Here is a 24832-nt window from a genome sequence, read left to right on the forward strand (position 1 = left end):
GCGGGATGCCGCGTGCGAGGATGGACCCGGATCGGCGCGCGAGCACCCGACCAGCCGCGCGGTCCGGCCGGATACGGGGGCGCGCGTGGCAGAGAGGGCGCCGGCAGAAGCGATGCCGGGAGCGGCGGGTCCGCCGCTCGTCGGGCGCGATCGCGCCCGGGAGACGGTGCTCCTGGTGGCCCACCGGGCCCAGGAGGGCAGCGGCGCGGTACTCGTCACCGGCGAGCCGGGAATGGGCAAGACCTCGCTGCTCGCGGATGCGGCCGAGCGGCTCGGAGACTGGACGGTGCTGCGGGTCCACGCCGACTCGTTCGAATCCGACCTGGCCTACGCGACCGTGGACACGCTGGTGCGAGCCCTCAACAACGCGATCGGTGCGGAGCCGGGACGGCAGGCTGTCCGGCCGCCCTCCCCGGGGGACGACCCGCTGACCGCGGGGCGGATCCTGCTCGATGCGGTCGACGCCGTGCCGGGGCCCGTGTGCCTCCTGCTCGACGACGCCCAGTGGGTCGACGAACCGTCGGCCCGGGCGCTCCGCTTCCTCGTGCGGCGGCTGTCCGACCGGCGCTTCCTCTTCGTCGCGGCCTCCCGCCCGCAGGCGAACTCCGTGATCTCGCTCGTCGACGACCTCGCCTCCACCACGGTGAACCACGCGCGGGTCGAGCTGACGCCGCTCACGGTCGCGGACACGCAGGAGCTCGCGCAGCAGCTGCTCGGCCACGCCGTGTCACGCCGGACGGCATCGCGTCTGACACAGGCGACGCAAGGCTCGCCCCTCCTGCTCAGCGTGCTGCTGGGACAGCTGCGCGACACCTTCGCTCAGGCGCTGCATCCGGCCGGGTGGGACCTCCCGACCACCGCGATCACCCCGCTGAGCACGGCGGTGGCCGCCTCGCTCGAGGGCGCCGCCCCTCCCGTCCGCCAGGCGGCCGAGATGGTGGCCGTGCTCTGCGACGCGCTGCCGCTGCCGCTCGCGGGGACGATCGCCTCCCGGCTCGGCTGGACCGTCGACATCCCCGGTGCGGTTTCGCGCGGCCTGGTGCTCGCCGAGCAGCGCGAAGGAGTGGTGTGGGTCGAGCCGGCGCACGCCATCCTCGCCGACGCGCTCGCGGCCGGCGTACCGCTCGACCGCCGGGTCGCCGTGCACCGGGTGGCGGCGGAGGTGCTGAGCGGCCATCGAGCGCTGCGGCACCGGGTGGAGGCGGCGGACCACGCCGACCCGACGCTCATCGACGAGCTGCTGACGGCCGCGCTCGCGAGCGCCGACCTCGGGCAGGGCGAGCAGGCGCTCAGCTATGCGCGCAACGCGGTCGACCTCGCCTCCGGGTCCGAGCTCGACCGCGCGCTCATCGAGCTCGGCCTCCTCGCTCTGCGCTTCCGGCTGCACGAGCGGATCCTCGATGTCCGGCCCGCGATCGAGGCGATGAGCCCCTCCCCCGCTCGCGACCTCGTCCTGCTCGAGCTCCGGACCCTGTCGCGCGACCTCCCCGGCGCGCTGAGCCTCGCGCTCGCGTTCGAGGCGAAACCGGCGACGACCCCGGACGAGCGGGCGATCAAGGCGCACGCCGCGGAGGCGCTGCCCAAGGTGCTCATGGCGACCGGCGACTTCGGCGGGGTCATCGATCACCTGGAGGCCTCCCGGGCGGCGATCGCCGACAGCCCGCGCCCGGAGGAGGTGGCGGACCCCGCGCTCCGGTGGCTCGCCCAGCCGCATGACGACCTGCTGCGCCTGCTCGGCTGGGCGGTGAACTCGGCCGCGCACAGCCGCCGGCCGGACCTCTTCGCACCGCTGACGCGCGAGCTCGACGACCTCCTCGCCGGACACGATTCCCCCGCCGCGGTCGACGCCCTGGTGACACGGTCGCGCGTGTTCATCATGGGCGGCGACCTCGAGCGGGCGCGCGCCGACCTCGCCCGCGCGGAGGCGCTGGCCCGGCGCTTCCCGTCGAGCTGGACCGCAGGCTTCGCGCGGACCATCTACGCGCACATCCTGTTCCTGTTCGGCGAGTGGGAGGAGTCGGTCACGCTCGCCGACACCGCCGTCGCACTGGCGCTCGACGAGACCGATCTCTCCTGCTGGCCGATCGCCCTCTGGACCTCGACCCTCGTGCGCGCGGGCCGCGGCCGGGCCGACGCCGTGGAGGAGCGCCTCCGCGCCGCCGAGCGCGCCGACCCGCGCATCGCCGGCTCGTACGACGGAGACCTCCCGTTCATCGCCCGCGCCGAACTCGCCCGCGCTCTGGGCCGGCCGGAGGAACAGCTGGCTGCGACCGACGCCGCCGAGTCCGCGCGGAACCGGGGCTCGACGCTGGGCTGGCTCACCTACCGCCTGGACGCCCTGGCCGCGCTCGGGAGGCCTGCAGAGGCCCGGGCCGCCTACGAGCGGTGCGCCGCGCCCGGGCCGTGGCTGCCGTACTACGGCTCGCTCCGCTGGCTCGAGGGCCGGGTGCTGGAGGCGGAGGGCCGGACCGAGGAGGCGATCGCCGCCTACATGGAGGACGTCGCCGACCCCGGTTCGCACCGGTTCCCCTTTCCGCACGCGGTGTCCGCCCTCGACGCCGGGCGGGTGCTCGCCGCGTCGAGCGCCGCCGGTGCTGCGGAGCGCGCCGCCGAGCACCTCCAGCAGGCCGCCACGATCTTCCGCGGCCTCGGTGCCGCGGGATACCTCGCGAGAGCGACCCTTCTCCTCGAGCAGCTCACGGCCGCTCCCTCAGCGGCCGAGCAGACGCGCGACCCGCTCGCCGTGCTGACCACGCGGGAGCGTCAGGTCGCCCATGCGCTGGCCGCCGGGATGACGAACAAGGAGATCGCCGAGCGGCTCTACGTCTCGGTCACCACCGTCAACTTCCACGTCCGGAACATCCTCGCGAAGCTCGGACTGCGGTCGCGGCGCGACCTGCGGAAGCTGGGGCTCCCGGGACGCCGGCCGGTCCGGAGCTGAACGAGGACTCGCCGGTCAGTCGCCCAGGATCCTCGCGCCGTGGACCGGCCCGATGGCCCGCACGGCCTTGATCCGGGAGGCGCTCAGGGCGATCTGGAGGTCGAGCGCCGAGTCGAGGTCGGCGGCCAGGAACGCGACGGTCGGTCCCGAGCCGGAGACCATCCCGGCCAGGGCGCCGTTCAGCTCGCCGAGCTCGAGCACGTCGGCGATCTGCGGCGCGAGATGGATGGCGGGCGCCTGCAGGTCGTTCGTCAGCGCCTCCGCGAGCATGGAGGGATCGCCCGCGCGCAGCGCCTGGAGCACGGCCGAGTCGACGGTCGGGGTGAGCTGTGCCGGAGCGATGTCGCGCGCGTGCCGCTCGCGGTGGCGGTCGAGCTCGCGGTAGACGTCGGGGGTGCTGAGCTCGGTCTCGGGAAGCGCGAGGACCCACTGGAACTGGCCGGTGGCGAGGGCCGGGCTCAGCCGGTCGCCGCGGCCCGTGCCGATGGCCGTGCCCCCGACGAGCGCGAACGGGACGTCGGCGCCGAGCCGTGCGGCGGCGCTGAGCAGCTCCTCCCGGCCGACGTCGGTGCCCCACAGGGCGTCGCACGCGACGAGGGTGGCGGCGGCGTCCGCCGAGCCACCGCCCATCCCGCCGGCGATCGGCACGTGCTTCTCGATCTCGAGGCGCACACCGCCGCGATGGCCCGTCTTCCGGGCGAGGAGCTTCGCGGCCTTCACCGCCAGGTTGGAGTCGTCGGTCGGGAGCGAGGAGGTGTCGATCGGACCGCTGAAGCTCACCGAGAAGTCATCGGCCGGGTACGCCCGCACGTCTTCGTAGAGCGACACGGCCTGGTAGGCGGTCGCGACGTCGTGGTAGCCGTCCTCCATCACCGCGCCGACCCGCATGAAGACGTTGATCTTGCCCGGTGCGCGCACGTGCACGCCGTCCGCGTCCCATCCGGCGTCCACCATGTCTCCAACCTACACATCCCGCGGGGCTCGGACCGCCCGTTCGCCGGGGGCGGGCGGTCACGAGCCGGAGGCGAGCCTCACGAAGTCGTCGAGACGGAGCTGCTCGCCGCGAAGGCTGGAGGCGATACCGGCCGCCTCGAGCGCGGCCTCAGCGGAAGCCGGGTCGCCGAACACCGAGGACAGCGACTGCCGCAGCGTCTTGCGACGCTGCTGGAAGGCCGCGTCGACGAGCGCGAAGGTGCGCTTCCTGAGGCTCTCGTCTCCGGCGCGCTCGTGCCGCTCGAAGCCCACGAGCACCGAGTCGACGTTGGGCACCGGCCAGAAGATCTGCCTGCTGACCGTTCCGGCGACGCGCCAGGTGCCGTACCAGGCGGCCTTGACGCTCGGCGCCCCGTAGACCTTCGATCCGGGCCCGGCCGCGATGCGGTGGCCGACCTCGGCCTGCACCATGACGACGCCGGAGCGCAACGACGGGAAGTGCTCGAGGAAGTGCAGGAGCACCGGCACCGAGACGTTGTACGGTAGGTTCGCCACGAGCCGCGCCGGGTCGGCCGGGAGCGAGGTCACGGTGAGGGCGTCCTGATGGATCACCGTCAGGCGCCGGGTCGCGTCGGCCGCGAGCTGGGCGACCGTCACCGGCAGTTGCTCGGCCAGACGGCCGTCGATCTCCACGGCGATCACCGCGGCTCCGGCCTCCAGCAGACCGAGCGTGAGAGAGCCGAGACCGGGACCGATCTCGACGACCGTGTCGCCCGCCTCCACCTCGGCGACCCGGACGATGCGGCGCACCGTGTTGGCGTCGATGACGAAGTTCTGGCCGAGCTTCTTGGTGGGGGTCACACCCGTCAGCTCGGCCAGGTCGCGGATCTCGGCCGGACCGAGGAGGCGCAGCTCGCTCACGCGATGATCCCGATCGGGCGCGTGGGCGGCGGCCCGACCGGCTCGCTGTCCCACCGGCCGTACACGAGCTCGGTGTTCGAAGTGATCTGCGCGGCGAGCGTCGCGGGGTCGGTGCCCATGACCTCTGCCATGGCCCGCAGCGTGTGCGGGATGAGGTACGGGGCGTTCGGGCGGCCGCGGAACGGCGTCGGGGTGAGGAAGGGCGCGTCCGTCTCGATCAGGACGAGGTCGCGCGGGGCGGCCTCCAGGGCGGAGCGCAGGTTGGGGGCGTTCTTGAACGTGACGTTCCCCGCGAAGGACATGTACCAGCCGTTCTCGGCGCAGATGCGCGCCAGCTCGACATCGCCCGAGAAGCAGTGGAACACCGTCCGCTCGGGGGCACCGACGCGCTTCAGCGTCGCCACCACGGCGGCGTGGGCGTCGCGGTCGTGGATCTGCAGCGCGATGCCGTGGCGCTTCGCGATCTCGATGTGCGCCTCGAAGGATCGGAACTGCGCGTCGCGCCGCGGCCCCTCCTCGGTGCGGAAGAAGTCGAGCCCGGTCTCGCCGACGGCGCGGACCCGGGGGCGGCCGGCGAGCTCGTCGATCACGGCGAGGGCGTCGTCGAGCTCGCCGCGCTCGTCGTAATCGGGGGCGTCGTTCGGGTGGAGCGCCACGGCGGCGAGCATCCGCGGCTCGACCGCGGCCATCTCGGCCGACCAGCGCGACGTCTCGACGTCGTTGCCGACCTGCACGACGCCGCGCACGCCGACGCTGGAGGCGCGGTCCAGCTGCTCCCGGTAGTCGAGCGGCTCGACGCCGTCCGCCATCTCGAGGTGCGTGTGGTTGTCGTACACGGGCACGACGAGGGCCTCCGGCAGGGGCGGGTAGGCGAGATCGCGCTCGTCCGTCACGTGGCGCTGCCGGATGAAGGCCGGGTCGGTCATGCGTTCGCGATCGCTTCGGCGTCGATCCGCGGGAACAGCGCCTCCAGGCCGTTCACCTCGGTGCCGGCGGGGAGGCGGCCCCACTGCCCGGCGGTGCGCAGCGGCTGATCCGTCAGGGCGCCCAGCTCGCCGGACGCGCCCAGCGCCTCCCAGAGCTTGTGCGTGGCGCGCGGGACCACCGGTGAGAGCAGGACGGCGAGCGCGCGAAGCCCCTCGGCGGCCGTGTACAGCACCGTGCCGAGACGGCCGCGGAGGGCGTCGTCCTTCGCGAGCGTCCACGGCTCCTGCGCGGTGATGTAGCCGTTGAGCTCGTCGACGATCGTCCACACCGCGCTGAGCGCGTCGTGGATCGCGAGGCGGCCGATGGCGGCGTCCGCGTCGGCCGCGGCCTGCGCGACGACGCGCTGCACGGCGAGATCCGCCTCCTCGTAGTCGGCGGCGGGAGGCACGATGCCCTCGAAGTACCGGGTCACCATCGCGATCACCCGCGAGGCCAGGTTGCCGAAACCGTTCGCGAGCTCGGCCTGGTAGCGCGCGGCGAGATCCTCCCAGCTGAACGAGCCGTCCTGCCCGAAGGCGATGGCGCGCATGAAGTAGTACCGGAAGGCGTCGGAGCCGAACGTGTCGGTGATCTGCGTCGGGGCGATGCCGGTCAGCTTCGACTTCGACATCTTCTCGCCGCCGACGAGGAGCCAGCCGTGGCCGAAGACGCGGTGCGGCACCTCGAGCCCGGCGGCCATCAGCATGGCGGGCCAGATCACCGCATGGAAGCGGAGGATGTCCTTCCCGACGAGATGCGTGGCCGGCCAGCGGCGCCCGAACGCGGCGTCGTCCTGCCCGTAGCCGACGGCGGTGACGTAGTTGAGCAGCGCGTCGAACCACACGTAGACGACGTGCGACTCGTCCCACGGGACCTTGATGCCCCAGTCGAAGCTCGAGCGCGAGATCGAGAGGTCGCTGAGGCCCTGCCGCACGAAGCTCACGACCTCGTTGCGCGCCGACTCCGGCTGCACGAACTCGGGGCGCTCCTCGTAGAGCGCGAGGAGGCGGTCGGCGAACTGGCTCATGCGGAAGAAGTAGTTCTTCTCCTGCAGCAGCTCGAGCGGCTTCGAGTGGATGGCGCACACCTTCTGGCCCTCGTACTCGCCGGTGCCGTCGACGATCTCGCTCTGCGGCTTGAACTCCTCGCAGCCGACGCAGTACAGCGCCTCGTACTCGCCCGCGTAGACGAAGCCGTCGTCGTAGAGCTTCTGGAGGAACTTCTGGACGTTGACCTCGTGCCGCTCGTCCGTCGTCCGGATGAAGTCGTCGTTCGCGATGTCGATCGTCTCGAGCAGCGGCAGCCACTCCTCGGTGACGAGCTTGTCGGCCCACTCCTTCGGGGTCGTGCCGTTCGCCGTGGCGGTGCGCAGGATCTTCTGGCCGTGCTCGTCGGTGCCGGTCAGCAGCCACGTGTCGTCGCCCGCCTGGCGGTGCCAGCGCGCGAGGACATCGGCCGCGACCTCCGTGTAGGCATGCCCGATGTGGGGGACGTCGTTCACGTAGAAGATCGGCGTGGTGATGTAGAACGAGGAGCCGTCGGACATGGTCCCTATCCTACGGGCGAGCACCGGCACGCCCGGCCGTGTTACCGGGGCGGCCGGGGTGCGCCTCCCCGGTGTCTTGCGTTGGTGTCTTGCGTTGGTGTCTTTCGTCGCCTCGTATGGTCTCGCGACGTCTCGCGTCGTCTCGTGTCGGTTTCTACATTCGTGCTGAATGTTGCTTCCAGGGCCGCCCGCGCCCACATTCGTGACGAATGTCGTCCCGCGCTTCGACCCCTCCCGGCCACATTCGTGCTGAATGTTGCTTCCGGGGGTGCCCGCGCCCACATTCGGCACGAATGTCGTCCCGCGCTTGGACCCCTCCCGGCCACATTCGTGCTGAATGTTGCTTCCGGGGGTGCCCGCGCCCACATTCGGCACGAATGTCGTCCCGCGCTTCGAACCCTCCCGGCCACATTCGTGCTGGATGTTGCTCCCGGGGGTGCCCGCGCCCAGATTCGGCACGAATGGAGGCGCGCAGCGAGCGACGGAGGCGCAGCCCCGCCGCGCGGTCAGCGGCGGCTGTCGAGCGCGGCCTGGTAGAGGTCGCGACGCCCGAGGCCCGTCGCCTCGGCCACCTCGGCGGCGGCGTCCTTGAGGCGCGTTCCGGAGGCGACGAGGGCGAGCACCTGGTCGAGGGCGGCTGCGGGGTCGGCGGCGCGCACCGGGGCGCCGGCGACGACGACAGCGATCTCGCCGCGCACGCCCTGGTCGGCCCACCCGGCGAGTTCGTCGAGCGGGCCGCGCCGCACCTCCTCGAAGAGCTTCGTCAGTTCGCGGCACACGACCGCCCGGCGGTCGCCACCGAAGGCGTCGGCCATGGCGTGGAGGGACGCCGCCAGCCGGTTGGGCGACTCGAAGAACACCATGGTGCGCCGTTCGCCGGCGAGAGCGCTCAGAGCCGACGCGCGCTCCCCCGGCTTCCTCGGGAGGAACCCCTCGAACGTGAACCGGTCGGTCGGCAGTCCCGACACGGCGAGCGCCGTCAGCACGGCCGACGGCCCGGGAAGGGCCGTGACGCCGACCCCAGCGGCCGCCGCGGCCTCCACCAGGTGGAAGCCCGGGTCGGACACGGTGGGCATGCCGGCGTCCGACAGCACCACGACATCGCCGTCGCGCGCGAGCTCGACCAGCTCCGCGGCGCGGTCGCGCTCGTTGTGGTCGTGGAGCGGGATCAGCCGCGGGCGGTTCGCGACTCCGAGCCCGGCCAAGAGGCGCTGGGCGACCCGGGTGTCCTCCGCGGCGACGACGGAGGCGTCGCCGAGCACCTCGACGAGCCGCCGGGAGGCGTCGCCGAGGTTTCCGATGGGCGTCGCCGCGAGGATGATCATGGGTTCAGTCTGTCAGGATGTCCTGGTGACCTTCCCGACCCCCGTCGACCAGGCGCCGCCCGCCGCGCACGCCGCGCCGCCGCCGCTCGGGAGCCGGCTGGACGAGTGGTGGGCGCGCGTGCTCGGCACTCCGAGCCGGCTGCGGCTCTGGTACTGGGGCGCGCCCGTCGCCGTGACCCTCCTCGCCGCGGTGCTGCGGCTGTGGAACCTCGGCGCGCCGCACCAGCTCGTCTTCGACGAGACGTTCTACGTGAAGGACTCGTGGTCGCTCCTCCACCTGGGTTACGAGGGGAGCTGGCCGGACAAGGCCGACCCGAAGTTCGCAGCGGGCCAGACGGACATCTTCAGCTCGGATCCGTCGTTCGTCGCGCACCCGCCGCTCGGCAAGTGGCTGATCGCGCTCGGGATGGCGGCCACCGGCGCCCAGAACTCGTTCGGGTGGCGCGTGTCCACGGCGATCGCCGGCATCATCGCTGTGCTGCTCGTATTCCTGATCGCCCGCAGGCTGTTCCGGTCGACGCTCATCGCGACGATCGCCGGGTTCCTCCTCGCCATCGACGGTCACGCCATCGTGATGAGCCGGGTCGCCCTGCTCGACAACTTCGTGATGCTCTTCGCCCTGCTGGCGTTCGGGTGCGTCCTCCTCGACCGCGAGTGGTCGGCGACGAGGCTCGCGCAGCGCGTCGCCGGGCAGCGCGCGGCGGGCAGGGACCCGTCCTGGGGCCCGGCCCTCTGGTGGCGGCCGTGGCTGATCGCCGCGGGCCTCCTCTGCGGGCTGTGCGCCGGCGTGAAATGGACCGGCTTCTACTTCCTCGCGTTCTTCGCCGTGTACGTGGTCGTCGTCGACATCGTCGCGCGCCGCCGCGAGAAGCTGCCGTTCTACATCACGGGCGGCCTCCTCAAGCAGGCCCCGGTCACCTTCGTCCTCATGGTCCCGATCGCCTTCGTCGCCTACGTGGCGACGTGGACCGGATGGCTCGTCACCTCCGGTGGCTACTACCGGCACTGGGCGCAGTCGGTGCACATGCAGTGGGGAGGCGCGCTCGCCTGGGTGCCGCTGTGGTTCCAGAACCTGTGGCACTACCAGACGGAGATGTACGGCTACAGCATCAACCTCCACACGCCGCATCCCTACCAGTCGAACCCGCTCACGTGGACGCTCATGCTGCGGCCGACGAGCATGTACTACGTCGGCACGATCCAGGGGCAGCTCGGGTGCCCGACGACGTCGTGCTCGTCGGCGATCACCTCCCTCGGGAACCCGCTCATCTGGTGGGCGGCGACGGCGGCCATGCTGTTCCTGGTGTATTGGCTCATCCGCTACCGCGATTGGCGCATCGGGCTCATCCTCACCGGGATCGCGGCGGGATGGCTCCCGTGGTGGCTGTACATGGCCCGCACCATCTTCACCTTCTACGCGATCGCCTTCGAGCCCTACCTGATCCTCGCGCTCACGGCGGTCATCGCGCTCGTGCTCGGGAGGCGCACCGACCCGAGACCGCGGCGCACCCGCGGAATCGTCTGGGTGGCCGTCTTCCTCGGCGCCGCGACGCTCGTCTCGGCCTTCTTCTGGCCGATCTGGATCGGCCAGACGGTCCCGTTCTGGTTCTGGCAGATCCACATGTGGCTCTCCAGCTGGGTGTGACGCCGCGCCGCGACCGCGGGTGAGGGCACTGTGCCGTGTCGGTCCCCGGTGGTAGACCGAGGGGTATGACCGATGCGGAAGAGCCCCTCCACCTTGTCCCCCTCCCCGGCAGCGAGCGCCCCGAGCGCACCGGCTTCCGCGCGCACGGCGGGCTCCCCGTCGAGGCCACGGTCGACGCCACCCTCGTCCTGCGCCGCCGGGCCGACCTCCCGGCCGAAGCGCTCGAGAACCCGCTGACGCCCGACGAGCTCGCCGAACGCTACGGCGCCTCCCCCGGCGACGTCGACCTGGTCCAGAGCACGCTCTCGGGCCTCGGCGTCACGATCGACGAGGTCGACAGCGCCTCCCGGCGCGTCCGGATCAGCGGTCCGGTCGGGCTCATGGCCCGGGTCTTCGGCACCGACCTGGCGGTCTCCACCCGCGAGGATGCGGAGGAGGGCGCCCCGACCTACCGGCAGCGCTCCGGCGGCCTGAGCATCCCCGCCGCCCTCGACGGCGTGGTGACGGCCGTCCTCGGACTCGACAACCGCCCTCAGGCCCGAGCCCAGTTCCGCCTCGCGAGGCCCTCCGCGGTCACGACGAGCTACACTCCCCCGCAGCTCGGCGAGGTGTACTCCTTCCCCGCGGGAACGGACGGGAGCGGTCAGACGATCGCCATCATCGAGCTCGGCGGCGGCTACGAGCAGTCCGACCTCGACACGTACTTCGCGGGCCTCGGCATCCCGACGCCGGCGGTGCGGGCGGTCGGGGTCGACGGCGCCGCGAACCAGCCCGGCAGCGACCCGAACGGAGCGGACGGGGAGGTCATGCTCGACATCGAGGTGGCGGGGGCGCTCGCGCCGCGGGCCCAGATCGTCGTCTACTTCGCACCCAACACCGACGCCGGATTCCTCGACGCGGTGAGCACCGCGGCGCATGCGAAGCCCACCCCCGCCGCGATCAGCATCAGCTGGGGCCAGGCGGAGGACCAGTGGACCGCCCAGGCGCGGATGGCCTTCGACCAGGCCCTCCAGGATGCGGCCGCCCTCGGTGTCACAACGACGGTCGCGGCGGGCGACGACGGCAGCACGGACCGCGTCACCGACGGCAAGCAGCACGTCGACTTCCCGGCGTCGTCGCCGCACGCGCTGGCCTGCGGCGGCACCCGGCTCGAAGCCGACCCGTCGACGGGTGCGGTGCAGAGCGAGGTCGTGTGGAACAACGGAGCGGGCAACGGCGCTACCGGAGGCGGGGTGAGCGCCGTGTTCCCTCTCCCGGCCTGGCAGACCGGTGTCGGCGTCCCCCCGGGTCCGGGAGGGACGGACGCGGGGGGAAACGCCAACGGACCCGGCGGTCGCGGCGTCCCTGACGTGTCCGCCGTCGCCGATCCGCAGACCGGCTACAAGGTCCGCGTGGACGGGCGTGACACGGTCATCGGAGGGACGAGCGCCGTCGCGCCCCTCTGGGCCGCGCTCGTCGCGCGGCTGGCGCAATCGACCGGCCGCCCGCTCGGGCTCGTCCAGCCGAAGCTCTACGACTCGATCCGCGCCGGCCAGGTCGCCGCGGGGTTCCGCGACATCACGAGCGGCGACAACGGCGCGTACGCGGCAGGCGCCGGATGGGACGCGTGCACCGGGCTCGGCGTCCCCGAGGGAACCGCGCTGGTGAGCACGGTCTGACGGGAGCCCCCTCCGGGAGCGGCCAGAATAGGAGGGTGACCCCCAGCCCCGCGCAGCCCCGTCCGCCGCTGGGCTGGCTCCCCGGGGTCGCGGTCGCGGGACTCGCGACCGCGCTCGCCTGGACGGTCCACTGGCTGCTGCCCGCCATCCCGCTGCTGACCGCCGCGGTCGTGCTGGGGATCGTCGTCGGTCAGCTCCCCGCCGCCCGTCCCGCCCTCGTCGGTCCACTCGCGGCCGGCCTGTCGGTCAGCTCCAAGCGCCTGATGCGGATCGGCGTCGTCCTCCTCGGCCTCAAGCTGAGCCTCGGCGACATCGCGCGCCTCGGCTGGGTGACCATCCTCAGCACGGTGCTCGTCGTGGTGATCGCGTTCGCCGGGACCTTCTGGATCGGACGGCTGATGCGCCTCCCCGGGCACGAGCCGCTCCTCCTCGCGACCGGGTTCTCCATCTGCGGCGCCTCGGCGATCGGCGCCATGAGCGGGGTGGTCAGGCCGAAGGACGAGGAGCAGGCCACGCCGGTGGCCCTCGTGACCCTGTGCGGAACGCTCGCGATCTTCGTGCTCCCTCTTCTGTGGCGCCCCCTCGGGCTGGACGCCGTGCAGTTCGGGCACTGGGTCGGCGCGGGCGTCCACGACGTCGGCCAGGTCGTCGCCACCGCGCAGATCGCCGGGCCGGCAGCGCTGGCGGTCGCGATCGTCGTCAAGCTGACCCGTGTGCTCACGCTGGCGCCGATGGTCGCGATCGCTTCCGTGGTCGAGCGCCGGCGCCACGTCGCGGGCGACCCGACGGTGAAGCGGCCTCCGATCGTCCCGCTCTTCGTCGCCGGATTCGTGGCAGCGGTGCTGCTGCGAACCTTCGTCCCGCTCCCTCCCGCCGTGACCGGTGCGGCCGACTCCCTCCAGACGGTCCTGCTGGCCATGGCCCTCTTCGGGCTCGGGACGGCGGTGCGGCTGCGAACGCTCCTGAGCAAGGGCTGGCGCGCGCTCGTCACCGGACTGGCATCGTGGGTGCTCATCGCGGCGCTCGCACTCGCGGCGGTCTGGCTGACCGCGGCCGCCGGCTGACGGGCACGTCCGGCCTGCGCCTACCCGTCGCTCAGGCGCGCGCGACGATATGGAAGACGTGCCAGTGCTTGGGACCCTCGAACGACATCCCGCGCCGGTCGTCCTCCACCAGCTCGAGCACCTCCATGCCGGCCAGCATCGACTCCACGCCGGCCCGGTCGTGGAAGTTCATGTGCGGGCGACCGAACCACTCGTCGTGGGGCCCGAACAGCTCACCGGCGAAGACGCCGCCGGGCACCAGTGCGTCGCGGATGTCGGCCCACAGGTAGGGGAAATGCTCCGGATCGCAGAACGGCAGCGCGAAGCCGGCGTAGACCAGCTCGGCCGGCGGGAGCTGTCTCAGCGCCTCGAACGTCGAGCGTCGCACGGTGACGCGGGCGGCCTCCTCGTCGGCGAGTCCCGCAACGACCCGTTGCTCCACGCCCGGGTCGGCGTCGACCGCGAGCACCTCCCACCCGTGCTTCGCCAGCTGCCGGGTCTCGACGCCGTCCCCGCAGCCGAGGTCGATCGCCCGTGCGGGCCGGTCGCCGAGCGCCTCCAACGCCCGGTCGAAGGTGGGACGCACCGTCCGCCCGCCCTGTTCCTCGTAGAACCGCGACCAGTCGAAGACCATGGCGCCGAGCCTACGCGCCGCCACCTCGGGATGGGGCGGAGGCTCGCGCGTCCGTCGGGTGACCCCGTCCGGTGCTCCCGGGCGGCGGGGAGGCGGTCTACCCTGGCTGCCATGGAGCTGGGCATCGGCGCGAGCGTGTGGTTCGAGGGCAGGCCGGGAGTCGTCATCGAGGGTCCGGACGAGGACGGCCAATTCGAGATCGAGTTCGTCGCGGGCGACGACCTCGACCGCGCCTGGTTCCTCCCGTCCGACAGACGGGTCACGCCACGGCGCTGACCGCCTACGCAATCATGTTGCGCAGATGAGCGGTTCAGCGCGGTTTTCCGGCGGAACGGGCGACGTACACTGGTGAAGTGACAGCGTACGTCTCGGCCTTCGATCTGTTCTCGATCGGCATCGGACCGTCGAGCTCGCACACCGTCGGCCCGCTCCGGGCGGCGCGGGCCTTCGCGGCCGAGCTCGACGAGACCGGCGCGCTCGACCGTGTCGACCAGGTCACCTGCACGCTCTACGGATCGCTCGGCTCGACCGGGATCGGGCACGGAACGCCCGACGCCGTGGTCGCCGGACTGCGCGGACTGGCCCCCGAGACGTGCCGTCCCGAGGATGTCCGCGGAGCGTGGTCCGAGTTGCGGGCCGGAGACACTCTGATGCTGGCCGGACGGCACCGGATCCCGCTGAGCAAGGACGACATCGCGTTCGAGCCGCGCACCCGCCTCCCCGGCCACCCCAACGCGTTGACGCTTCGCGCCTGGGGCCGCGACCGCGACGGCCGCCGCCAGCCGCTCCCCCTGCTCGAGCAGACGTACTATTCGATCGGGGGAGGCTTCATCCGCCGCGACGGCGAGGAGGCCGACCTGTCGGCTCGCGCCTCCCACCCGTACCCGTACTCGAGCGCGCAGGAGCTGATCGCCCTGTGCGAGCGCGACGGCGTGCCGATCTGCGAGGTCGCCCGGCGGAACGAGGTCGCCCTGCACGGCGAGGAGGCGGTGCGCGAGCGCCTCGACCTCATCTGGGAGGCCATGGCCGAGTGCGTCGCCCGCGGTCTCGACGGGGGCGGCGTGCTCCCGGGCGGCCTCGGCGTGAAGCGCCGGGCGGCGGCCATGCGCGAGCACCTGGAGCGCGTGCAGGACGAGCCGGGTCGCGCCACCTCCCTCGAATGGCTGCACGCCTTCGCCCTGGCCGTCAACGAGGAGAACGCCTCGGGCGGGAGGGTCGTCACCGCACCGACCAACGGCGCGGCCGGGATCGTCCCCGCCGTTGCCCACTACTACCTCCGCTTCGTCCCGGGGGCGTCGGCCGAGGGGATCCGCCAGTACCTCCTGACGGCCACGGCGATCGGTTCCCTCTTCAAGGCGAACGCGTCGATCTCCGGAGCGGAAGGCGGGTGCCAGGCCGAGGTCGGTTCGGCGTGCGCGATGGCGGCCGGGGCGCTCTGCGCCGTGCTCGGCGGGAGCCCCCGCCAGGTCGAGAACGCGGCCGAGATCGCCATGGAGCACCACCTCGGGCTGACCTGCGACCCGGTCGGCGGCCTGGTGCAGATCCCGTGCATCGAACGCAACGCGATCGCCTCCTCGACCGCCGTCTCGGCCGCGCGGCTCGCCCTCCACGGTGACGGCTCTCACCTCGTGTCGCTCGACACCGTCATCGAGACGATGCGGCAGACCGGGCTCGACATGTCGACCAAGTACAAGGAGACGAGCGAGGGCGGCCTCGCGGTCAACGTCATCGAGTGCTGATCGGCCCGGTGAGTGCTCGCTGAGTGTTGACTGCGAGCCGGATACAGATCTGTATCCAGTCCGGCGTGCGATCGTACGCTGACACCATGAGCCTTCTGGACATCCCCTTCCGCACCATCGACGGCGCGGAGACCTCGCTCGCCGAGCACCGCGGCAAGGTGATCCTCCTCGTCAACGTGGCCTCACGGTGCGGCTACTCGCCGCAGTACGAGACGCTGGAGGAGCTACAGGAGACGTACGGCGGCCGCGGCTTCACCGTCGTCGGTGTGCCCAGCAACCAGTTCCTGCAGGAGCTCGGCACGACCGAGGCGATCAAGGAGTACTGCTCGACGACTTGGGGCGTGACCTTCCCGATGACCGAGAAGATGCGGCTCAACGGCCGCTCCGCCCATCCCCTCTTCGTCGAGCTGAAGAAGGCGGAGGACGCCGAGGGCAAGGCGGGAAAGGTCCGCTGGAACTTCGAGAAGTTCCTGATCCTGCCCGACGGGTCGGTACGGCGCTTCCGCAGCAAGGTCGAGCCGGACGACCCGGCGATCGTGGCGCTCATCGAGGACTCGGTGGAGGCGGCCGCCTGAGACCCGGGTCCGGAGCCGTCAGGCCCGGCGGTACCAGCGGCCACCGACCCGCTCGGTCAGACGCCAGGGACCGATGGACGCGAGCGTCCCGATCCGTTGCACCACGTGCTCGGCGACACGGAGCGCCTCCCTCGGGTGGTCGGCGGTGAACCGGACGGTGAGGCGCGCCTCGCCCGCGACCACGTCGACGTTGGAGGCTTCGACCACCGCGAGCTCGCGCCCCGCTGCGACGGCCTCCGGCTCGACGCGCTCCGGCGCGACACCGGGCCCGAGCATGCCGACGGCGACGATCACGCGGAAGCTGGGCACAACCTGAGCCTACGCGTGTGGGTGCGGCATGATCCGCTCTCGGCGCGTACCCTGTCACGGATCGGGGATCGAGGGGAGGACCCGTGTACGAAGAAGGAACCACCGATGAGCTGGACCTGACGGACATCGGGAACGGCAGCGGCCTGAGCGAGGTCGAGCTGGCGGAACTGGCGGAGCTGCTCGAGCAGCGGCGGCGCGGCGATGTGGCCGAGGCGCAACGCCTGGCCGAGTCTCTGGGGAGCCTGCTGGCGTCGCGGTCGGAGTCGACCGCGGACGACGAGCACGATCCGGAGGGCCCGACGCTGTCGTCGGAGTGGAGCCGGTTGGAGGCTCTGCGCGCGGACGCCTCGCAGGACATGATCGCCGTCCGCGAGGCCCTGGAGCGCATCGACCTCGGGACGTACGGCGTGTGCGCACGGTGCTACCGGCCGATCGGGGTGGACCGGCTCCGAGCGCGACCGACCGCGCGGCTCTGCATCACCTGCGCGACGCTCGCGGAGAGCTGACGCTCGCCGGGAGGCGCCGCTCGGGGAGTGCTGCCCCCCGGGCGCACCGCGCCCCGTCGGTCACAGCACGCGCCCCGCACGGTAGACGGCCTCGGTGCGGCTGGACGCCCCGACCTTGCGCAGGATGCTGGACACGTGCACGCTCGCGGTCTTGGCGCTGATGAAGAGCCGCTCGCCGATCTGCTTGTTGCTGAGGCCCTGCTCGATGAGCGCGAGGACCTCCTCCTCTCGCTCGGTGAGCGCCACGCCCCCGCCGGCCGGCACCGGTGCGCGGGAGCCACGTTTGCGGATCAGCGCGTCTGCGGCGGCGGTCAGCAGTCCGATGCCGTGAGCCTCGGCGCTGTCGCGCGCGTCGAGGACGAACTGCTCGGCCTCTCCGCGCCGCCCGGTCGCGAAGGCCACCCGGGCGGCACGCAGGAGCGCATACGGGCGCAGGTGGACCGGTGCGATGGGCTCGTTCGCGGCCGCGATCGCGTGCGCCCAAGCGACAGCGGCCTCGTCGGCGAGGTCCGAGGCCGGCACGGAGTCGCGCGGTTCGACCGCCAGGCGCGCGGTGGCGAGCTCGGCGCGCGCCAGCGGTGCCCACACGCGGGCCGTCGGCCACTCCTCCCGGGTCGCGAGGAGACCGTCGAGGCGGCCGGCCTCGGCGGCGACGTCGATGCCGGATGATGCGGCGTCGCCCTCGGAGGCGAGCTCAGCGAGCGCGCGAGCGGCGATCGCGATGACGGGGAGGTCGTAGCCCGGCATGGTCAGGAACGGCGGCGAGCCGACACCGGAGGTCTCCTCCCACGCGCGCCGGTGGTCACCCACGCCGATCGCGACCTCGCCGACGGCCCGGGCGACGCCGAGCCGGGACTGCAGTTCGATGGGCGCCAGCGTCCGGAACGCGGCCCGGTTGCGCCGGATCAGGTCGTCCGCACCGGGGGCGTCGCCCGACCAGAGCAGGACACGGACCTGCTGCAGCCGGACGCAGAGCTCCGCCCGGGGGTCGAGGCACGTGACGGAGCCGAGCAGCTCGGCAGCGCGGTCGTATCGGCCGAGCGCGGCCATCGCCTCGGCCTGGTTCGCTGCCAGCCAGGCCCCCGCCGTGCGCTCGACCCCACGCTCACGGGCCCGCTCGAGACCCGTCGCGGCGACGCGGACCGCCTCGTCGTACCGCCCGAGCGCGCTGAGCGCGTCCGACGCGTTGACCGCGTAGCGCAGGAGCGGCGCCACCTCGTCGCCCGCGAGCCGGGCGGCCGTGTCGAGTTCGGCTAGTGCCTCGGCGATGCACCCGCACTCGATCAGCGAGCTGCCCAGGATGTTGTGCGCGACCGACCGCATGGCGGCCGGGGCCCCGTCGGCCTCGGCGACCGCCCGGGAGGCGGTCTCGATGGCGGGCTCGAACTCGCCCGCGATCATCTGGCGAGCGGCGAGTTCGGTGAGGAGGTGGGTCCGGAGGGCATCGCCGACCGGGAGCGATCCCGCTGGCACGAGCGCGAGCGCGTCACGGAGGAGTCCGTCGCTGCCCGGCCGGTTCAGGTTCGCCAGGTACTGCGCCTTGTCGCGCAGGAGTCGGGCACGCCGGGAGGGCGGGAGGTCGGCGCCGTGCCGCAGGGCCTCGTCGACGAGCGCGAGCGCCCGGTCGTTGTCGCCCGCGTTGCGCAGGGCGGAGGCGGTCAGCGCCATGACCGCGACCCGGTCGCGCCCGCTGAGCTCTTCCGGGGCGGGGACGCTGTCCCAGAGCTCGAGCATCCGGTCGCCCATGGCGGCCGCGGTCGCGTAAGCGTAGGCGGACTTGGCCTCGTCCATCGCCTCGACCGAGGCGGCGAAGGCGCGGGGCAGGTCGTGGGCGGCGAGCCAGTGCGACGAGAGCTGGACCGCGGAACGATGCGGTTCGGCCTCGAGCGCCTCCGCGAACCGGGCGTGGAACCGGCTGCGCTCCCCCGGCAGCAGGTCGGCGTGGATCGCCTCGCGCACCAGGGCGTGCCGGAAGGAGTACTCGACCGAGTCCGCGGCGAGGAGGTTGGCCGCGATCGCTTCGCGGGCGGCCGCGTCGAGCTCGTCGGCAGGTCCGTCGTAGACGGCCTCGAGCAGCTCGTGGCGGACGCAGGAGCCTCCGGCCGCGATGAGGCGGAGCAGGCGCTGTGCCGGATCGCTGAGTCGCTCGTACCGCGCGAGCAGCAGCTCGCGGAACGTCTCCGGCAGATCGTCGCCGGTGCGGAGGCCGTCGATGCCGACGAGCTCCTCCACGAAGAACGGAACGCCCTCGCTGAGGTCGTTGACCCGCTGGATCGACTCGGGATCGGGGCCATCGGGCCCCCCGCCGCCGATCAGCTGCTCCACGAGCGCGACGACCTGCTCCCGGCCGAGGCGCGACAGCTCCCACCGCGTCACCCGCCGGGTGCGATCGAGCTCGGGGAGGAACGACCGCAGCGGGTGCCCGCGGACCACCTCGTCGCTCCGGTACGTCAGCACGACGAGGATCCGGCCGCGCTCCACCATGCGGAGCACGAAGCGCAGCAGTTCGAGCGTCGAGCTGTCGGCCCAGTGCACGTCCTCGATGGCGAGGACGAGCGGCGCGTCATCGGAGATGTTCTCGAACAGGCGCGTCACCAGCTCGTAGAGCCGCTCCCGGCCCGTCCGCTGCGGCACGGCCTGCTCGTCGGCGAGCTCGGGAAGAAGGGCCGAGAGCACGCCGGCCGACGGCCCGGCGGCCTCGAGGACGGCCGGAAGGCCCCGCTCGTCGATGAGCCGGCGCAGCGCGGTCGCGAAGGGCGCGTACGGGGCGCCGTCGCTGCCGAGGTCGACGCAGCGGCCGAGCAGCACGGTCGCCACCCCCTCCAAACCGGTGAGGAACTCGGAGAGGAGCCGCGACTTGCCGATCCCGGCCTCGCCACCGATCACAACGGCACGCGGTCCACCCGCCGCGGCGAGCGCGAACTCGTCGCGCAAGGCCTCCAGATCGGCCTCGCGGCCGATCATCACGGGGCTCGTCGCCGGTGCTCGCATAGCCTCATCGTGCCACCGGCCACCGACATCCGGGACGCCCCGAAGGATCGCTTCGCCCAGGGCGGAACCCTCGCTCAGCAGCCCGCGTGCGCGAGCTCGCGCGCCGGCTCGGGCGCGACCTCGCGCGCCGGCTCGAGCGCGACCAGCACGGCGGAGGGAGCGTCCGCGATACCCGGGCCGACCGGGGCCCGGCGACCCGAGCCCTCTGCGCTCCGCAGCGCCTCCCGACGCTCCGCAGCGCGGCGCCGCAGCTCCGCCTCCCGCTCGATCTCGGCGAACGCCCTCGCGTTGATCCGGTTCGTCATGAACTCATCTGACAGCATCGTTCCATCCCCTCGTCTGCCTTATCCGATGACCTCAGACTCGTCTCTAAGGCGCCCCCGCCGCATCGGACGAATGCCCTATTCCGCACGACCGGGAGCCTTAGGGAGACGGAGGGATGCTGAGAGGATCGACGGGGGCTTTCGCCGGCCTGCGGCCCGGAGCATCCTGGCAGCATGGCAACCATCAACGAACCGCAGCCGCCGTACCGGGTCGGCTATTTCGTCGGCAGTCTCTCGGAGCACTCGGTGAACCGCACGCTCTCGCGCGCGCTCCTCCGCCTGGCTCCGTCCGAGCTGTCCTTCACCGAGATCCCGATCGGCCGCCTCCCCCTGTACAACCGCGACCTCGACGGCGACTTCCCGGAGGAGGCGCGCGAGTTCAAAGCGCTCATCGCCGAGCAGCAGGCGCTCCTGTTCATCACGCCGGAGTACAACCGGTCCATCCCGGGCGCGCTCAAGAACGCCATCGACTGGGCGAGCCGCCCCTACGGCGAGAACGTGATCGCCCGCAAGGCGACGGCGGTGATCGGCGCCTCGCCGGGGCAGATCGGGACGGCCGTCGGGCAGCAGCACCTGCGCAGCATCCTCAGCTTCCTCCAGGCCCCGCAGATGAATGCGCCCGAGGCCTACATCTGGATGCGCCCGGGCCTCATCGAGCCGGACGGGACCGTCACGGACGCGGGCACGGAGGCCTTCCTGCGCGGCTACATGAACGCCTTCTTCGAGTACATCGAGCGCGTGCTGACCGTCGTGCCCGCCGCTCAGTGAGCCCGGCATGAGACTCGCCGACGAGGTCGAACCGCGCAGCATCGAGCTGCGCACGCTCGCTCGCGCGGCGGGCGAGGACGGTCTCGTCGACCTCGCGGTCGAGGTGACGGACGGCCCCCGGCACTGGCGCCTCGACGGTCCCCTCCTCACCTCGGGCGAGACGGCGGATCTCGCTGCCTGGCTCGCCGGCATCGCCGAGGACACCACTGGCGCGCCGGACGACTGGTCGTCCGTCACGTTTACCGACCCGGCGCTGTCCGCGAGCGGGAGGCGCATCCCGGGAGGGACCGTCGAGCTGCGGGTCGCGGTCCTCCGGATGCGCACCGACAGCGACGCCGTGAGCGACGTCGTCATCGGCCTGCGGACGACCTCGCAGCGGGTGCTCGAGGCCGCCCGCGACCTGGCCGGGGAGCTCTCCTCGCTGGAGGCGTGACGGCGGATGGCGCCGCGCTCAGCGCCCTCCCTCGCGCTTGCGGTGCCGCTGCGCGATCGCCTGCTCGCCGTACGGATAGGCCTCGGCGTGGCGGGCGCTCGCCTCGTCGAGCAGGGTCCGCTGCTCGTCGCTCAACCGGACGTCGGCCGCGCCGAGGTTGTCCTCGAGCTGCTCGACCGTCCGCGCGCCGAGGATCACCGAGGTCACCGCCGGCCGATCCGAGAGCCAGCGGAGTGCGACCTGAGACATGCTGGCACCTGTCTGCTCCGACACGGTCTGCACCGCGTCGATGATCCGCCACGTCTGCGGGTCGGCGTTGCGCTCCTCCCACGCCTCCATGCCGCGCTTCGGGTTCTCACCGAGGCGCGTGGCGCCCGTCGGCGCCTCGTCGCGGCGGTACTTGCCGCTGAGCCAGCCACCGCCGAGCGGCGACCAGGGAAGCAGCCCCACTCCGCCGTCGAGTGCGGCGGGGACGATCTCGTGCTCGATGCCGCGCACGATGAGGCTGTACTGCGGCTGGAGCGTGACCGGGGGCGCCCAGCCGCGCGCCTTCGCCACCTCCACGGCCTTGGTCAGCTGCCAGCCGAGGTAGTTCGAGAAGCCGTAGTACGAGATCTTCCCGGCCGTGACGGCGTCGTCGAGGAAGCGCAGCGTCTCCTCGATCGGGGTGAGGGCGTCCCAGGCGTGCATCTGGTACAGGTCGATGTGGTCGACCCCGAGACGCCGGAGCGAGTGATCGAGCGCCGCGCGGAGATGCGTGCGCGACAGGCCCAGCTGGTTGGGTGAGCCTCCCATCGGGAAGCGCCCCTTCGTCGCGATCACGACCGACTCGCGGGCGCCGGGGTTGCGCGCCAGCCAGCGCCCGATGATCGACTCCGAGGCTCCGGACGAGTAGACGTCGGCCGTGTCGACCAGGTTGCCGCCCGCATCGAGGTAGCGCTCCAGGATGCGATGCGAGGTCCGCTCGTCGGCCTCCGCGCCGAAGGTCATCGTGCCGAGCGCGAATTCCGACACGATCGTGCCGCTGTTTCCGAGGTTCCGTAGGTCCATACCGGCGAAGGTAGCCCTGCGACGGCGGATCGCCTACCGTCGGTGCGGTGAAGCTCGTCATGATCTCGGACACGCACATCCCCAAGCGGGCCCGCGCCATCCCCGCGCCGCTGCTCGCCGCGATCGACGAGGGCGACGTCGTCATCCACGCCGGGGACTGGGTCGACACGGCCACGCTCGACCTCCTGGAGGCGCGGGCGCGGCGCGTGATCGGGGTGTGGGGCAACAACGACGGCCCGGACCTCCGCGGCCGGCTGCCCGAGGTCGCACGGGTCGAGCTGGAGGGCGTGCGGTTCGCCGTCGTGCACGAGACGGGCCCGGCCTCGGGGCGCGAGCAGCGCTGCGAGACGGCCTTCCCCGGGGTCGACGTGCTCGTGTTCGGGCACTCGCACATCCCGTGGGACACCGTGACGCCGGGAGGGATGCGCCTCCTGAACCCGGGCTCGCCCACAGACCGGAGGCGGCAGCCGGCCGGGACCTACCTGACCGCGGTCGTCGAGGAGGGACGGCTCGCCGACGTCACACTGGTCCAGCTGACCCCGCCGACGCGGCCGGCGCGGCCGTGAGGAATCCGTCGACGAGCAGCCCCCGGACGCCCGACAGGAGTTCGCGGGAGAGCGCCTCCTCGTCGACGTCGAGCAGGTCGGCGAGAGCCGCAGCGATCGCCGCCACCGAGAGCTCCCCGTCGCAAGCGCCGACCAGGGCCGCGAGCGCCGTGCCGGCGTCGACGACCCTGCCGAAGCCTCCGCCCTGACGCAGCAGGATCGCCGTCGGCGCGTCCGCGCCGGGCCAGAGGTGGCGCTCCTCCGTGACGTCGGGCGCAACGGTCGGCCGCAGCCTCCCGAGACCGTCGTCGTCGAGCCGCGACTGCAGGTCGTGCGCGGCCAGCGCCTCCGAGAGGTGCACCCCGAGTCCCGCTTCGTTCGCGCCGAGGGAGCCATGGAGGCGCTCGTACCGTGCCAGCGTCGGCTCGGCTCGGGGGCTGCGGCGCAACAGTACGTATCCGAACCCGACCGAGACCACGCCGCGATCCTCGAAGTCGTCGAGCCAGGCGCCGAGGAGCGAGTCGAACTCGGGCGTGCCGGCGCGCGTCCCGCCGTCGCGGATCCACGTCTCGGCGTAGCGGACGGCGTCCTCGACGTCGCGCTCGACGACCCAGGCGTCGAGCGGGACCGGCGCCGCCTCGACCCAGCCGCGAACGCGGTCGAGCCCGCTGACCGTCCGGCCGGGGGCCTCCCGGGACTTCCTGGACTCCCAGTTGCCCAGCAACTGGGCGATGCCTCCCGGCGTCAGGTGCTCTCCGCAGGCGGTGACGAAGCGCTCGACCAGTCCGTCGCCGACCATGCCGCCGTCGCGGTACTCGTACGCGGGGACCCCCTCCGTGCGCGGCGTGATCACGAAGGGCGGGTTCGAGACGATGTGGTCGAAGCGCTCGCCCGCGACCGGCTCGAAGAGGCTGCCGAGACGGAACTCGATCCCCTCCACGGCGTTCAGCCGCGCATTGAACGCCGCGAACGCCAGTGCTCGCTCCGAGATGTCGGTCGCGACGACCCGCTCGGCGTGCCGGGCGGCGTGCAGGGCCTGGATGCCGCACCCCGTGCCCAGGTCGAGCGCCGAGGCGACGGGGCGCTGCAGCATGATCCCGCTCAGGGTGAGGGAGGCGCCTCCCACCCCGAGCATGTGGTCCTCCGGGAGGGCGTGGCCGAGCGCCACCTCGCCGAGATCGGAGGCGATCCACCACTCGTCGTCGCCGAGCGCGTCGGCGAAGGCGTAGGGGCGGAGGTCGACGAGGGGGGCGACCGTGAGGTCGGTGGTGCCGGGTTCCGTCGAGGGCTCGGCCCGGGTTTCGGTGCCGGGCTCGGCGGGGGTTTCGATGCCGGACGCGGCCGCGGTCTCGACGAGCCGGAGTTCGACCGCTCCGGCGACGCCGAGCGAGGGGAAGGCCCGCGCCGCCTCCCTCCATCCGACCGGCCTGCCGAGCACGAACAGCGCGGCGAGGGTGCCGAGCGGGCCGGCCTCGCGCCTGGCGAGGGCGCGCTCAGCCGGGAGGCGCTGGCCCCGGTGGAGCGCCTCCGCCGCCTCCTCGCCCCACAGGGCGGTGACCCCGGCGACGCCGAATCCGGCGGCTTCGAGGTCGGAGCGGAGGGCGGCGATCAGGTCGGGCCGGTCGGCGGGTGAGCTCACCGCTCCATTCAAGCAGGAGCACAATGGGCCGTGTGATCCGCAAGAGAGTCATCGTGACGGGCCGCGTGCAGGGGGTCGGGTTCCGGTGGGGCGCCCGCGAGGCCGCGGAGCGGTTCGGCGTCGCCGGCTGGGCGCGCAACCGCCTGGACGGGACGGTCGAGGTGGAGGTCGAGGGCGAACCGGAGAGCGTGGACCGCATGCTCGGCTGGCTGCGCTCCGGGCCTCCCGGTGCGTCGGTGGAGATGGTCGACGTGACGGATGCGAAACCGGACGGGGACGACCGGTTCCGCATCCGTCAGACCGTCTGACCCGGAATCGGGCCGGCGCGGGCACAATGGACGC

General features: G+C 72.7%; 23 protein-coding genes. 12 read left to right on the plus strand and 11 right to left on the minus strand.

What is annotated here, in order from left to right:
• Nucleotides 1-85 precede the first annotated feature (85 nt).
• Nucleotides 86-2941 carry a helix-turn-helix transcriptional regulator gene (locus FPT20_RS10590; RefSeq protein WP_233265472.1) on the plus strand — a complete coding sequence of 952 codons (2856 nt, stop codon included), beginning with the start codon at nucleotides 86-88 and terminating at the stop codon, nucleotides 2939-2941.
• Nucleotides 2942-2956: 15 nt separating this feature from the next.
• On the opposite strand, the gene FPT20_RS10595 is transcribed toward FPT20_RS10590, so the two are convergent.
• The 5 genes from FPT20_RS10595 to rsmI form a co-directional block, all read right to left on the minus strand.
• Nucleotides 2957-3895, minus strand: a complete 939-nt coding sequence (locus FPT20_RS10595) for a 4-(cytidine 5'-diphospho)-2-C-methyl-D-erythritol kinase (protein ID WP_158865081.1) — start codon at nucleotides 3893-3895, stop codon at nucleotides 2957-2959.
• Nucleotides 3896-3952: 57 nt separating this feature from the next.
• Nucleotides 3953-4795 (minus strand): 16S rRNA (adenine(1518)-N(6)/adenine(1519)-N(6))-dimethyltransferase RsmA, encoded by an 843-nt coding sequence (gene rsmA, locus FPT20_RS10600; protein WP_158865083.1) that lies wholly within the window; start codon nucleotides 4793-4795, stop codon nucleotides 3953-3955.
• On the minus strand, nucleotides 4792-5721 hold the full coding sequence (locus FPT20_RS10605; RefSeq protein ID WP_158865085.1) for a TatD family hydrolase: 930 nt from the start codon (nucleotides 5719-5721) through the stop codon (nucleotides 4792-4794). Before FPT20_RS10605 ends, rsmA begins: the two co-directional genes overlap by 4 nt.
• On the minus strand, nucleotides 5718-7307 hold the full coding sequence (gene metG / locus FPT20_RS10610; protein ID WP_158865087.1) for a methionine--tRNA ligase: 1590 nt from the start codon (nucleotides 7305-7307) through the stop codon (nucleotides 5718-5720). Before metG ends, FPT20_RS10605 begins: the two co-directional genes overlap by 4 nt.
• A gap of 506 nt (nucleotides 7308-7813) precedes the next feature.
• Entirely contained in the window at nucleotides 7814-8632 is an 819-nt protein-coding gene (rsmI, locus tag FPT20_RS10615; protein ID WP_158865089.1) for a 16S rRNA (cytidine(1402)-2'-O)-methyltransferase, read from the minus strand.
• Between the two features lie 25 nt (nucleotides 8633-8657).
• Between rsmI and FPT20_RS10620 the strand changes: the two genes are divergently transcribed.
• The 3 genes from FPT20_RS10620 (at nucleotide 8658) to FPT20_RS10630 (ending at nucleotide 12999) form a co-directional block, all read left to right on the plus strand.
• A complete protein-coding gene (locus FPT20_RS10620; protein ID WP_233265473.1) occupies nucleotides 8658-10277 on the plus strand; it encodes a dolichyl-phosphate-mannose--protein mannosyltransferase in 1620 nt (539 codons plus the stop codon).
• Between the two features lie 65 nt (nucleotides 10278-10342).
• Complete coding sequence (locus tag FPT20_RS10625) at nucleotides 10343-11935, plus strand: S53 family peptidase (protein WP_158865093.1); 1593 nt, start codon at nucleotides 10343-10345, stop codon at nucleotides 11933-11935.
• Nucleotides 11936-11970: 35 nt separating this feature from the next.
• Nucleotides 11971-12999 (plus strand): YeiH family protein, encoded by a 1029-nt coding sequence (locus tag FPT20_RS10630; protein WP_233265474.1) that lies wholly within the window; start codon nucleotides 11971-11973, stop codon nucleotides 12997-12999.
• A gap of 31 nt (nucleotides 13000-13030) precedes the next feature.
• Here the strand turns inward: FPT20_RS10630 and FPT20_RS10635 are convergent, their stop codons facing one another.
• On the minus strand, nucleotides 13031-13612 hold the full coding sequence (locus FPT20_RS10635) for a class I SAM-dependent methyltransferase (RefSeq protein ID WP_158865097.1): 582 nt from the start codon (nucleotides 13610-13612) through the stop codon (nucleotides 13031-13033).
• A gap of 111 nt (nucleotides 13613-13723) precedes the next feature.
• On the opposite strand from FPT20_RS10635, the gene FPT20_RS10640 reads away from it, so the two are divergent.
• The 3 genes from FPT20_RS10640 to FPT20_RS10650 all read left to right on the plus strand — a co-directional run bounded on the left by FPT20_RS10640 (nucleotide 13724) and on the right by FPT20_RS10650 (nucleotide 15926).
• The gene (locus FPT20_RS10640; RefSeq protein WP_158865099.1) at nucleotides 13724-13888 is read left to right on the plus strand and encodes a hypothetical protein; all 165 of its coding nucleotides are present in this window, start codon (nucleotides 13724-13726) and stop codon (nucleotides 13886-13888) included.
• A gap of 77 nt (nucleotides 13889-13965) precedes the next feature.
• The gene (locus FPT20_RS10645; RefSeq protein WP_158865101.1) at nucleotides 13966-15351 is read left to right on the plus strand and encodes an L-serine ammonia-lyase; all 1386 of its coding nucleotides are present in this window, start codon (nucleotides 13966-13968) and stop codon (nucleotides 15349-15351) included.
• 86 nt (nucleotides 15352-15437) lie between these two features.
• Complete coding sequence (locus FPT20_RS10650; RefSeq protein ID WP_158865103.1) at nucleotides 15438-15926, plus strand: glutathione peroxidase; 489 nt, start codon at nucleotides 15438-15440, stop codon at nucleotides 15924-15926.
• 18 nt (nucleotides 15927-15944) lie between these two features.
• Here the strand turns inward: FPT20_RS10650 and FPT20_RS10655 are convergent, their stop codons facing one another.
• Complete coding sequence (locus tag FPT20_RS10655; RefSeq protein ID WP_158865105.1) at nucleotides 15945-16235, minus strand: hypothetical protein; 291 nt, start codon at nucleotides 16233-16235, stop codon at nucleotides 15945-15947.
• A gap of 83 nt (nucleotides 16236-16318) precedes the next feature.
• On the opposite strand from FPT20_RS10655, the gene FPT20_RS10660 reads away from it, so the two are divergent.
• Complete coding sequence (locus FPT20_RS10660) at nucleotides 16319-16741, plus strand: TraR/DksA family transcriptional regulator (RefSeq protein WP_158865107.1); 423 nt, start codon at nucleotides 16319-16321, stop codon at nucleotides 16739-16741.
• A 60-nt stretch (nucleotides 16742-16801) separates the two neighbouring features.
• Here the strand turns inward: FPT20_RS10660 and FPT20_RS18155 are convergent, their stop codons facing one another.
• Nucleotides 16802-19732: a helix-turn-helix transcriptional regulator gene (locus tag FPT20_RS18155; protein WP_158865109.1), complete on the minus strand. Its 2931-nt coding sequence runs from the start codon at nucleotides 19730-19732 to the stop codon at nucleotides 16802-16804.
• A 74-nt stretch (nucleotides 19733-19806) separates the two neighbouring features.
• The gene (locus FPT20_RS10670) at nucleotides 19807-20037 is read right to left on the minus strand and encodes a hypothetical protein (RefSeq protein WP_158865111.1); all 231 of its coding nucleotides are present in this window, start codon (nucleotides 20035-20037) and stop codon (nucleotides 19807-19809) included.
• A 192-nt stretch (nucleotides 20038-20229) separates the two neighbouring features.
• Between FPT20_RS10670 and FPT20_RS10675 the strand changes: the two genes are divergently transcribed.
• Entirely contained in the window at nucleotides 20230-20823 is a 594-nt protein-coding gene (locus FPT20_RS10675) for an NADPH-dependent FMN reductase (protein WP_158865113.1), read from the plus strand.
• 7 nt (nucleotides 20824-20830) lie between these two features.
• A complete protein-coding gene (locus tag FPT20_RS10680; protein WP_158865115.1) occupies nucleotides 20831-21256 on the plus strand; it encodes a WapI family immunity protein in 426 nt (141 codons plus the stop codon).
• Between the two features lie 18 nt (nucleotides 21257-21274).
• On the opposite strand, the gene FPT20_RS10685 is transcribed toward FPT20_RS10680, so the two are convergent.
• On the minus strand, nucleotides 21275-22306 hold the full coding sequence (locus FPT20_RS10685) for an aldo/keto reductase (RefSeq protein ID WP_158865117.1): 1032 nt from the start codon (nucleotides 22304-22306) through the stop codon (nucleotides 21275-21277).
• Nucleotides 22307-22353: 47 nt separating this feature from the next.
• On the opposite strand from FPT20_RS10685, the gene FPT20_RS10690 reads away from it, so the two are divergent.
• Complete coding sequence (locus FPT20_RS10690) at nucleotides 22354-22872, plus strand: metallophosphoesterase family protein (protein ID WP_158865119.1); 519 nt, start codon at nucleotides 22354-22356, stop codon at nucleotides 22870-22872.
• Here the strand turns inward: FPT20_RS10690 and FPT20_RS10695 are convergent.
• The gene (locus FPT20_RS10695; protein WP_158865121.1) at nucleotides 22826-24490 is read right to left on the minus strand and encodes a DUF7059 domain-containing protein; all 1665 of its coding nucleotides are present in this window, start codon (nucleotides 24488-24490) and stop codon (nucleotides 22826-22828) included. The genes FPT20_RS10690 and FPT20_RS10695 overlap by 47 nt on opposite strands.
• A 23-nt stretch (nucleotides 24491-24513) precedes the next feature.
• Between FPT20_RS10695 and FPT20_RS10700 the strand changes: the two genes are divergently transcribed.
• Nucleotides 24514-24798 (plus strand): acylphosphatase, encoded by a 285-nt coding sequence (locus tag FPT20_RS10700; protein ID WP_199245746.1) that lies wholly within the window; start codon nucleotides 24514-24516, stop codon nucleotides 24796-24798.
• Nucleotides 24799-24832 lie beyond the last annotated feature (34 nt).

This window comes from Leifsonia sp. AG29 (assembly GCF_009765225.1).
GTDB lineage: Bacteria > Actinomycetota > Actinomycetes > Actinomycetales > Microbacteriaceae > Leifsonia.